At 70.6% G+C, this 9,819-nt stretch carries 10 protein-coding genes; 7 read left to right on the top strand and 3 right to left on the bottom strand.

Going from position 1 to position 9,819, the window contains the following annotated elements; translation table 11 throughout:
• Positions 1–14 precede the first annotated feature (14 nt).
• Positions 15–1,658 (bottom strand): acyl-CoA synthetase, encoded by a 1,644-nt coding sequence (locus tag ACFUUZ_RS31110; protein ID WP_378702521.1) that lies wholly within the window; start codon positions 1,656–1,658, stop codon positions 15–17.
• A gap of 62 nt (positions 1,659–1,720) precedes the next feature.
• On the opposite strand from ACFUUZ_RS31110, the gene ACFUUZ_RS31105 reads away from it, so the two are divergent.
• Positions 1,721–2,500 carry a crotonase/enoyl-CoA hydratase family protein gene (locus ACFUUZ_RS31105; protein WP_378702519.1) on the top strand — a complete coding sequence of 260 codons (780 nt, stop codon included), beginning with the start codon at positions 1,721–1,723 and terminating at the stop codon, positions 2,498–2,500.
• A gap of 103 nt (positions 2,501–2,603) precedes the next feature.
• Here ACFUUZ_RS31105 and ACFUUZ_RS31100 read toward each other — a convergent pair whose 3' ends face one another.
• Positions 2,604–3,023, bottom strand: coding sequence for a VOC family protein (locus ACFUUZ_RS31100; RefSeq protein ID WP_378702517.1), 420 nt, complete (start codon positions 3,021–3,023; stop codon positions 2,604–2,606).
• A gap of 122 nt (positions 3,024–3,145) precedes the next feature.
• On the opposite strand from ACFUUZ_RS31100, the gene ACFUUZ_RS31095 reads away from it, so the two are divergent.
• Entirely contained in the window at positions 3,146–4,147 is a 1,002-nt protein-coding gene (locus ACFUUZ_RS31095) for a sigma-70 family RNA polymerase sigma factor (protein ID WP_378702516.1), read from the top strand.
• A gap of 15 nt (positions 4,148–4,162) precedes the next feature.
• Here the strand turns inward: ACFUUZ_RS31095 and ACFUUZ_RS31090 are convergent, their stop codons facing one another.
• Entirely contained in the window at positions 4,163–5,200 is a 1,038-nt protein-coding gene (locus ACFUUZ_RS31090; protein WP_378702514.1) for an LLM class F420-dependent oxidoreductase, read from the bottom strand.
• 62 nt (positions 5,201–5,262) lie between these two features.
• Between ACFUUZ_RS31090 and ACFUUZ_RS31085 the strand changes: the two genes are divergently transcribed.
• From ACFUUZ_RS31085 to ACFUUZ_RS31065, 5 genes are read left to right on the top strand one after another with little or no spacing between them, the layout of a single operon-like run.
• Positions 5,263–6,276: a Zn-ribbon domain-containing OB-fold protein gene (locus ACFUUZ_RS31085; protein ID WP_378702512.1), complete on the top strand. Its 1,014-nt coding sequence runs from the start codon at positions 5,263–5,265 to the stop codon at positions 6,274–6,276.
• Positions 6,273–7,322 carry a thiolase domain-containing protein gene (locus ACFUUZ_RS31080; protein WP_378702510.1) on the top strand — a complete coding sequence of 350 codons (1,050 nt, stop codon included), beginning with the start codon at positions 6,273–6,275 and terminating at the stop codon, positions 7,320–7,322. The genes ACFUUZ_RS31085 and ACFUUZ_RS31080 overlap by 4 nt, the downstream gene beginning before the upstream one ends.
• A complete protein-coding gene (locus tag ACFUUZ_RS31075) occupies positions 7,319–8,488 on the top strand; it encodes a thiolase domain-containing protein (protein WP_378702508.1) in 1,170 nt (389 codons plus the stop codon). Before ACFUUZ_RS31080 ends, ACFUUZ_RS31075 begins: the two co-directional genes overlap by 4 nt.
• Positions 8,489–8,496: 8 nt before the next feature.
• Positions 8,497–9,381, top strand: coding sequence for a TIGR03619 family F420-dependent LLM class oxidoreductase (locus ACFUUZ_RS31070; protein ID WP_378702523.1), 885 nt, complete (start codon positions 8,497–8,499; stop codon positions 9,379–9,381).
• Positions 9,378–9,785, top strand: a complete 408-nt coding sequence (locus ACFUUZ_RS31065; protein ID WP_378702506.1) for a nuclear transport factor 2 family protein — start codon at positions 9,378–9,380, stop codon at positions 9,783–9,785. Before ACFUUZ_RS31070 ends, ACFUUZ_RS31065 begins: the two co-directional genes overlap by 4 nt.
• Positions 9,786–9,819: the final 34 nt, after the last annotated feature.

The raw sequence follows: 9,819 nt of genomic DNA, 5'->3' as shown, positions 1-9,819 counted from the left end.
CCCGTCGAAGAGCCCTACTTGGTGCTCGCCTCGGCGTGCTCGTCCGCGGGCCTGGCCTCGGTCTGCTCCTTGGCCCAGCGGTAATCCGGCTTGCCCGCGGGCGACCGCTTGATCTCGTCCACGAACCACAGGCTGCGCGGCAGCTTGTACCTGGCGATGCTCTCGCACATCGTCGGGTGCAGCTCGGCCAGGGTGGGCTTGGCGCCGTCGCGCGGCTGCACGACGGCGACCACGCGCTGCCCCCAGCGCTCGTCCGCGACCCCGACCACCAGCGCGTCGAAGACGTCCGGGTGCGCCTTGAGCGCGCCCTCGACCTCCTCCGGGAAGATCTTCTCGCCACCGGAGTTGATGCTCACCGAGCCGCGGCCGAGCATGGTGACGGTGCCGTCCTCCTCGACCCGCGCGTAGTCGCCGGGGATGGAGTAGCGCACACCGTCGTACTCGCGGAAGGTCGCGGCGGTCTTGGCCTCGTCCTTGTAGTAGCCGAGCGGGATGTGCCCCTTGCGGGCCAAGATGCCGATCTGGCCGGAGCCGGGGACCACCGGCTTGCCGTCCTCGCCGAGCACCGAGGTGGAGGCGTCGATCTTGACCCGCGGCCCGCCGTCCGAGGCGCTGCCCTTGGCGACCACGCTGAGCCCGGCGAAACCGGTCTCCGAGGAGCCGATCGAGTCGGTGATCATGGTGTTCGGCAGCAGCTCCAGGTACTTGTCCTTGAGGCTGGGCGAGAAGAGCGCCGCGGAGCTGGCCAGCGCGTAGAGCGCCGAGTGCTCGTAGGGCTTCCCGGTCTCCGGGTTGCCCTCGATCAGCGCGTCCAGCATCGGCCGCGCCATGGCGTCGCCGGTGATGAAGACGACGTTGATGGTGTGCCGGTCGATGTGCTGCCAGACCCCGTGCCCGCTGAACTCCGGGATCATCACCAGCTTGCCGCCGCTGAACAGGCTCTGGAACGAGGCCCACTGCGAGCCGCCGTGGATCATCGGCGGGATCGGGAACCGGGTCATCCCCGGGTTCGCGGCGCCCTGCTCGGCCAGCTCGGTCTCGGTCTTGACGTACTCGCCGGTCATGAAGTTGATGCCGCCGCCGAGCACCCGCCACACGTCCTCCTGGCGCCACATGACGCCCTTGGGCAGGCCGGTGGTGCCGCCGGTGTAGAGCATGTAGAGGTCGTCCGGCGAGCGCTCGCCGAAGTCCCGCTCGCCGCTCGCCGCGGCCAGCGCGGCCTCGTACTCGACCGCGCCCTCCGGGTACGGCGTGTCGGTGCCGTCCTCCACCACGACGAGCGTGCGCAGCGCGGGCACCTTCGCCCGGACGGCCGCGACCTTGTCGCCGTAGCGGCGCTCGTGCACGAGCGCGACCATGTCCGAGTTCTCGAAGATGTGCTGCAACTCGTTCTCGACGTAGCGGTAGTTGACGTTGATCATCACCGCCCGCGCCTTGAAGACCGCGACCATGGCCTCGACGGCCTCGATCGTGTTCCGCGAGTAGATGCCGACTTTGTCACCCGGACGCACGCCTTGTTCGAGCAGGTGGTGAGCCAGTTTGTTGGCCCGCTCCTCCAACTGGGCGTAGCTGATCTCACGGGCGTCGTCGGCCAGAGCGATCCGGTCCGGCATGAGATCGATGGCGTGTTCGACGAGATCCGCTATGTTGTAGCTCACAGAGCTAAAAATAGAACGTGTTACTGTTTCTGACAAGCCTCAGAAGTCAGGAGAACCCCGATATGGCTCAGTGCCTCGTCGAGAAGCGGGACCACGTCCTCATCGTCACCTTGAATCGGCCGGAGGCGCGGAACGCGCTGACCACCGAGATGATGGGTATCATGCTCGATGCCTGGGACCAGGTGGACGAAGATCCGGAAATCCGGGTCGCGATCCTGACCGGCGCGGGCGGGGCCTTCTGCGCGGGCGCCGATCTCAAGGGCATGACCAAGCAGCACCCGGGCGAGACCTTCACCGGCGGGTTCGACGCCACCACGCTGCCCGCGCTGCTCAAGGGCCGCCGGCTGCGTAAGCCGTTGATCGCGGCGGTGGAGGGCGCGGCCATCGCGGGCGGCACCGAGATCCTGCAGGCCACCGATATCCGGATCGCGGGCGAGAGCGCGAAGTTCGGGGTCTCCGAGGCGCGCTGGGGGCTGTACCCGCTCGGCGGCTCGGCGGTTCGGCTGGTGCGCCAGCTGCCGTACACCATCGCGGCCGACATCCTGCTGACCGGGCGGCACCTGAAGGCCGCCGAGGCCAAGGAGATCGGGCTGATCGGCTACGTGGTGCCGGACGGAAGTGCCCTGGACAAGGCGCTGGAGATCGCGGACGTGATCGCCGGGAACGGGCCGCTGGCGGTGCAGGCCATCCTGCGCACCATCCGGGAGACCGAGGGGATGCCGGAGGACGAGGCGTTCAAGATCGACGGCGAGGTCGGGATGGCGGTCTTCAAGACCAAGGACGCCAAGGAGGGGCCGCGGGCCTTCGCCGAGAAGCGGAAGGCCGTCTTCACGGGCGAATAGCAGGCCCGCGCCCGGCGCCGGGGGCTGGCGGAGCACCCCGGGGTCGGACGCGCGGCCACCGCGGCGCGGGATGCGCCGAGGTGGGTGGCCCGCACTCGGCGGGCTACTCCGCCCCGGGCTGGTCCATCCAGAACGGCTCCCAGGTGTGGCCGTCGGGGTCGATGAAGTTGCGGCCGTACATGCCGACCTCCGCCTCCTCCGCCTTCTTGGTCTCGTCGACCTCCTCGGTGGCGCCTGCCGCGACCGCGGCGTCGACCAGCGCGTCCACCTCCTGCGCGCTGCCCAGCGCGAGCGCGAAGGAGGCGGCGCGGGTGGCGACGGTGTCCGCGGTCGGCCGCTTGCCGAAGGTCTGGAAGTACTCCCTGGTCAGCAGCATCAGGCAGATATTGTCGTCGATCACGATGCAGGACGCGTTCGCATCGGTGAAGTCCTCGTTCACCTTCCAGCCGATCGCCTCGTAGAAGCGCTTGGCGCGGGGCAGGTCGGCGACGGGCAGGTTCACGAAAATCATCTTGCTGGCCACGGTGGCCTCCTGACGTGGTGCGTTCGAGGGGTCACCAGCAGAGACGACACGGTCGCATCGAATTCATCGCCACGCAGATTTCGGGGCTCAAAACTGTCGGGGCGCTGTGGCAGGGTGAGCCCATGGAGACCCCCACCGCTGCCACCAGCGCCGGTGTTACCCCGGAGGTGCTCACCGCCTTCGAAGGGCACCGGCGCGAGCTCTGCGCCTACGCGTACCGCATGCTCGGCTCCTCCTTCGAGGCCGAGGACGCGGTGCAGGAGACCTTCACCCGCGCCTGGAAGTCCTACGGCTCCTTCGAGGGGCGGGCCAGCCTGCGGTCCTGGCTGTACCGGATCGCGACCAATGTCTGCCTGGACATGCTGGACGGCCCGCAGCGCCGGGCGCGGCCGATGGACATGAACGGGCCCTCCCGCCCGGATTCCACGCTGCCCGCCCCGCAGCCGGACTACGTCTGGATCGAGCCGATCCCGAACGCGCTGGCCTTCGGCGCCGACCCGGCCGAGCACGCCAGCACCAAGGACACGCTGCGCCTCGCCTTCGTCGCGGCCTGCCAGCACCTGCCCGCCACCCAGCGCGCCATCCTGATCATGCGCGAGGTGCTCCGCTTCTCCGCGAACGAGACGGCGCAGGCGCTCACCATGTCCCCCGCCTCGGTGAACAGCGCGCTGCAGCGGGCGCGCGCCACCATGTCCAAGGTGACCCCGACCGAGACCGACGAGTACGACGAGAGCAACGAGCAGCAGCGCAAGCTGGTCGACGACTTCGTCGCCGCCTTCGAGGCCTACGACATGGACACGCTGACCACGCTGCTCAAGACCGACGTCGCGCTCTCCATGCCGCCGCTGGAGCTGTGGGTCTCCGGCCCGCAGGACGTCGCGGCCTTCATGCTCGGCCACGGCGCCGCCTGCCGCGATTCCCGGATGGTGCGGCTGGCGGGCGCCAACGGCCTGCCCGCCTTCGGCCACTACAAGCCGAGCGGCGAGCCCGGGCTCTGGAAGCCGTGGTCGATCACCGTGCTCGAGCTGGACGGCGGCGCGGTCGCCGGGCTCAATTTCTTCCTCGACACCGAGCGGCTCTTCCCGCTCTTCGGGCTCCCCCCGGAGTTGCGGGAGCCCGCCTGATTTCTAGAACGAGTTCTACCCCTGCACGATGGGGGCGATCCGGCGCATGGACTCCAGGTCCGGCACCCCGATCAGGAGCATGGTGACGCCCGCCTTCTCCCAGACCGGGAGCTGCGTGCGCACGTGGTCCTCGTCGCCGATAATGGCGGTGTCGAGGATCATCTCGTCCGGCACCGCGGCGGCGGCCTCGGCCTTCTTCCCGGCCCGGAAGAGCTCGGTGATCTCGTCGACCTCGCGGTCGTAGCCCATGCGCCGGTACACCTGGGCGTGGAAGTTGAGCTCCGGCGCGCCCATGCCGCCGATGTAGAGCGACATCACCCAGCGCATGCGCTCGATCTCGGCCGCGGCGTCGTCGGTGACCACCACCTGGCAGCTCGCGGCGATCTCGAAGTCCGCCCGCGAACGCCGGGCGCCCGCGCGCGCGAACCCCTCGTCCAGCCACTCGTTGTACATCCCGGCGAGCCGGGGCGCGTAGTAGATGGCCAGCCAGCCGTCCGCGATCTCGGCGGTCAGCGCGACGTTCTTCGGCCCCTCCGCGCCCAGCCAGATGGGCAGATCCGCGCGCAGCGGGTGGGTGATCGGCTTGAGCGGCTTGCCCAGCCCGGACGACCCCGGCCCGCTGTAGGGCAGCGGGTAGTGCGGCCCCGCGCTGGTCACCGGCGCCTCGCGGGCCAGCACCTGGCGCACGATGTCGACGTACTCCCTGGTCCGCTGCAACGGCTTGGCGAACGGCTGGCCGTACCACCCCTCCACCACCTGCGGGCCGGAGACGCCGAGCCCGAGCACCGCCCGGCCGCCGCTCAGGTGGTCCAGGGTGAGGGCGTGCATGGCGGTGGAGGTGGGGGTGCGCGCGGAGAGCTGCACCACCGAGGTGCCGAGCCGCACCCGGCTGGTCCGCGAGCCCCACCAGGCGAGCGGGCCGAAGGCGTCCGACCCCCACGACTCGGCGGCGAAGACCGCGTCGAAACCGGCCTCCTCGGCCGCCGTCACCATCTCCCCGGCATTGGCGGGCGGGGCGGCCATCCAGTACCCGAGCTGCAATCCGAACTTCATGATCGACTCCCTTTCCGGCCAACTGCTTGCCAGCAGAATAAGAACCTGTTCTACTCGATATCGTGACTCAGGGGAATACTGCTTCCGCCGTCGTCGCGGCCGCACCCGGCAATGATCCGGACCACGCGCCCGACGTACTCAGCGCGCCCCTGCGGGTGCACTTCGACTACACCAGATCGGCGGGCCCGATCATCGGCGCCTTCCTCGGCGGGCTGCGCGCGGGCCGGATCTCCGGTATCCGCGGCTCGGACGGCCGGGTGCTGGTGCCACCGGCCGAGTTCGACCCGGTCACCAGCGCGCCGCTGAGCGAGTTCGTCGAGGTGGCCGAGGTCGGCACCGTCACCTCGTGGAGCTGGGTGAGCGAGCCGCTGCCCGGCCAGCCCTTCGATCGCCCCTTCGCCTGGGCGCTGATCAAGCTGGACGGCGCCGACACCGCCCTGCTGCACGCCGTCGACGTGCCGAGCCCGGACGACATCAGCACCGGCCTCCGGGTCCGGGTGCGGTGGGCGGCCGAGCGCACCGGCTCGATCCACGACATCGCGCACTTCGTCCCCGGCGAGACCGCCGAGCCCGCAGCGGGTTCCGCGGACGCCGAGCCGGTGACGATCCTGACCACGCCGGTGGAGCTGCACTACAAGCACACCGCCTCTCCTCAGGAAACGGTCTACCTGCGCGGGCTGGCCGAGGGCAAGCTCATCGGCGGCCGCACCGACGCAGGCGGCAAGGTGTACTTCCCGCCGCGCGGCGCCAGCCCGACCGACGGCATCCCCACCGACGACATGGTGGAGCTCAGCGACAAGGGCACCGTCACCACCTTCTGCATCGTGAACGTGCCCTTCCTCGGGCAGCGGATCAAGCCGCCGTACGTCGCGGCCTACGTCCTGCTGGACGGCGCCGACATCCCCGTGCTGCACCTGGTGCTCGGCTGCGACGCGAGCGAGGTGCGGATGGGCATGCGGGTGGAGGCGGTCTGGAAGCCGCGCGAGGAGTGGGGCCACGGGCTGGAGAACGTGGACCACTTCCGGCCCAGCGGCGAACCGGACGCCGACTACGAGACCTACAAACACCACCTGTGAGGCCAACCGTGACCGACCACGCCACCGACATCGCAGTCGTCGGCTTCGCCCACGCCCCGCACGTGCCCGAGACCTTCGGCACCACGAACGGCGTGGAGATGCTGGTGCCGATCTTCCAGAAGCTCTACGACCGGCTCGGGATCAGCAAGTCGGACATCGACTTCTGGTGCTCCGGCTCCTCCGACTGGCTCGCCGGGCGCGCCTTCTCCTTCATCTCCGCGGTGGACTCGATCGGCGCGGTGCCGCCGATCAACGAGTCGCACGTGGAGATGGACGCCGCCTGGGCGCTCTACGAGGCCTGGGTGAAGCTCCGCTCGGGGCAGGCGCAGACCGCCCTGGTCTACGGCTTCGGCAAGTCCTCGGCGGGAACCCTGCGCCAGACCCTGACCATGCAGCTGGACCCGTACCTGGTCGGCCCGCTCTGGCCGGACGCCGTCTCGGTGGCCGGGCTGCAGGCCCGCGCCGGGCTGGACGCGGGCCGCTGGTCCGAGCGCGACATGGCCGCCGTGGCCGCGGGCCCGGACGGTGATGTGGAGGCGCTGCTCGCGAATCCCTACACCGCCAACCCCTTCCGCGCGCACGACGTCGCGCCGGTGACCGACGGCGCCGCCGCCGTCGTGCTCGCCGTCGGCGACCGGGCCCGCGAGCTCTGCGAGCGCCCGGCCTGGATCACCGGCATGGCGCACCGCATCGACCCGCAGGCCTTCGGCGTCCGCGACCTCACCGTCTCGCCCTCCACCGCCGCCGCGGCGCAGGCCGTCACCGGCGGCGACACCGCGGGCTTCGACGTCGCCGAGCTGCACGCGCAGTTCAGCCACCAGCAGCTGATCCTGGCCGATGCCATCGGGCTGAAGCCGGAGACCAGGATCAACCCGTCCGGCGGCGCGCTGGCGGGCAACCCCATGTTCGCCGCCGGGCTGGAGCGCATCGGCTACGCGGCGGAGGCGATCATCTCGGGCTCCGCGAATCGGGCGCTGGCCCACGCGACCAGCGGCCCCGCACTGCAGCAGAACCTGGTCACCGTCATCGAATCGGAGAACCGATGAGCTTCCCGGCCGCGGTGCTCGGCACCGGTCAAACCAATCACGTGACGAAACGCACCGACGTGTCCATGGCGGGCATGTGCCGGGAGGCGATCGATCGCGCCCTCGCCGATTCCGGCGTCACCATCGCCGAGATCGACGCCGTCGTGGTCGGCAAGGCGCCCGACTTCTTCGAGGGCGTCATGATGCCGGAGCTGTACATGGCCGACGCGCTCGGCGCGGTCGGCAAGCCGATGATCCGGGTGCACACCGCGGGCTCGGTGGGCGGCTCGACCGGCGTCGTGGCGGCGAACCTGGTGCAGGCGGGCGTGCACAAGAAGGTGCTCGCCGTCTCCTGGGAGAAGCAGTCCGAGTCGAATGCCATGTGGGCGCTGTCGATTCCGGTGCCCTTCACCATGCCGGTCGGCGCGGGCGCGGGCGGCTACTTCGCCCCGCACGTGCGCTCCTACATCCGCCGCTCCAACGCCCCGCTGCACATCGGCGCCATGGTCGCGGCCAAGGACCGGCGCAACGGCGCCAAGAACCCGCTCGCGCACCTGCGCCAGCCGGACATCACCGTGGAGTCGGTGCTGGCCTCGCAGATGCTCTGGGACCCGATCCGCTTCGACGAGACCTGCCCCTCCTCGGACGGCGCCTGCGCGCTGGTCATCGGCGACGCGGAGGCCGCCGAGGCGGTGGAGGCCACCGGCCGCAAGGTCGCCTGGGTGCACGGCACCGCCATGCGCACCGAGCCCACCACCTACGCGGGCCGCGACCAGGTGAACCCGCAGGCCGGGCAGGAGGCGGCGGCCGCGCTCTGGGAAGCCGCGGGGATCAAGGACCCGCTGGCCGAGATCGACGCGGCCGAGATCTACGTCCCGTTCTCCTGGTTCGAGCCCATGTGGCTGGAGAACCTCGGCTTCGCGGCGCCCGGCGAGGGCTGGAAGCTCACCGAGAAGGGCGAGACCGAGATCGGCGGGCAGCTCCCGGTGAACCCCTCCGGCGGCGTGCTCTCCTCCAACCCGATCGGCGCCTCCGGCATGATCCGCTTCGCCGAGGCGGCCAAGCAGGTCATGGACCGGGCGGGCGACTACCAGGTGCCCGGCGCGCGTAAGGCGCTCGGCCACGCCTACGGCGGCGGCTCGCAGTACTTCTCCATGTGGGTCGTCGGCTCGGAGCGTCCGGCGTGAGCGCGCCGCTGAAGTTCACCGTCGGGATCGCGCTCAGCCCGCTGGAGCAGCTGCCCGCGCTGGCCAAGACCGCCGAGGAGGTCGGCTTCGCCTCGATCGCGCTGCCCGACTCGCTCTTCTACATGGAGTCGGCGGCGGCCAAGTACCCGTACACCGCCGACGGCAGCCGATTCTGGGACCAGGACACCCCGTGGGTCGACCCGCTGATCGCCGCCGCCTCGATGGCGGCGGTCACCAGCACGCTGCGCTTCTACACCAATGTGCTCAAGCTGGGGTCGCGCAATCCGCTGCTGCTGGCCAGGCAGGTCGGCTCGGTCGCGAACCTCTCCGGGAACCGGTTCGGCTTCGGCGTCGGGATCGGCTGGGCGCCCGAGGAGTTCGAGTGGTGCGGGGTCCCCTACGAGCGCCGCGGCGCCAGGGTGGACGAGATGATCGAGGTCATCAAGCTGGTGCTGGCGGGCGGGATGGTCGAGTACCACGGCGAGTTCTTCGACTTCGACCGGCTGCAGATCAGCCCGGCGCCGAGCGAGCCGGTGCCGTTCTACATCGGCGGGCACACCAAGGTGGCGCTGCGCCGGGCCGCGAAGGTCGGCGACGGGTGGGCCTCGGCGATGATGACCTACGACGAGCTGGTCTCCACCATCGGCACGCTGCGCGAGCTGCGCGCCGAGTACGGCCGGGCGGACTCCCCGTTCGAGATCCAGGCGGTCTGCGTGGACAAGTTCGGGCGCGCCGGGTACCAGGATCTGGCCGATGCCGGGGTCACCGACGCCATCACCATGCCATGGCTGGCGGACGGGATCGGCTTCGACGGGCCGATCGAGGCCAAGCAGGAGTCGATGCGGAAGTTCGCCGCCGAGTACATCGCCGACCCGATCGTGGGCAAGTCGTGAGCGGGACCGCGCGCGAGGCCGGGCTGGCCTCGCAGGCGGCGGTGCGGGCACGCGACAAGGACGCCTGGCTCGCGCTCTTCGCTCCGGATGGGGTGGTCGAGGACCCGGTCGGCCCCTCCGGCTTCGACCCCGAGGGCAAGGGGCACCACGGCCCCGAGGCCATCGCCGCGTTCTGGGACAAGGCGATCGCGCCCACCGACGCCATCGAGTTCCACTTCGGCGACTCGTTCGCCTGCGGGAACGAGATCGCCTTCACCGGGCTCATCCGCTCCACGCTCGGCGGGCACGTGATCGACGCCGAGGGCGTCTTCACCTACCGCGTCGACGACCAGGGCCGCATCGCCGCGCTCCGTGCCTTCTGGGAGGTGGACCGGGCCATGCAGACGGCCCGCCCCGCGAGCTGACCGCAGACTCCACGAAGGCCGGTCGGCGCGTACG

It is taken from the genome of Nocardia sp. NPDC057353 (assembly GCF_042667085.1).
In the GTDB taxonomy this organism is placed as follows: Bacteria; Actinomycetota; Actinomycetes; order Mycobacteriales; family Mycobacteriaceae; genus Nocardia.
Note: the sequence above shows the minus strand (reverse complement) of the source record. Positions and strands in the feature narration are given on the sequence as shown.

What these genes read in the sequence shown, in the direction of transcription:
- ACFUUZ_RS31105 (WP_378702519.1), top strand. Translation starts at nt 1,721, where the DNA reads ATGGCTCAGTGCCTCGTCGAGAAGCGGGACCACGTCCTCATCGTCACC.
- ACFUUZ_RS31095 (WP_378702516.1), top strand. Translation starts at nt 3,146, where the DNA reads ATGGAGACCCCCACCGCTGCCACCAGCGCCGGTGTTACCCCGGAGGTG.
- ACFUUZ_RS31090 (WP_378702514.1), bottom strand. Translation starts at nt 5,200, where the DNA reads ATGAAGTTCGGATTGCAGCTCGGGTACTGGATGGCCGCCCCGCCCGCC.
- ACFUUZ_RS31075 (WP_378702508.1), top strand. Translation starts at nt 7,319, where the DNA reads ATGAGCTTCCCGGCCGCGGTGCTCGGCACCGGTCAAACCAATCACGTG.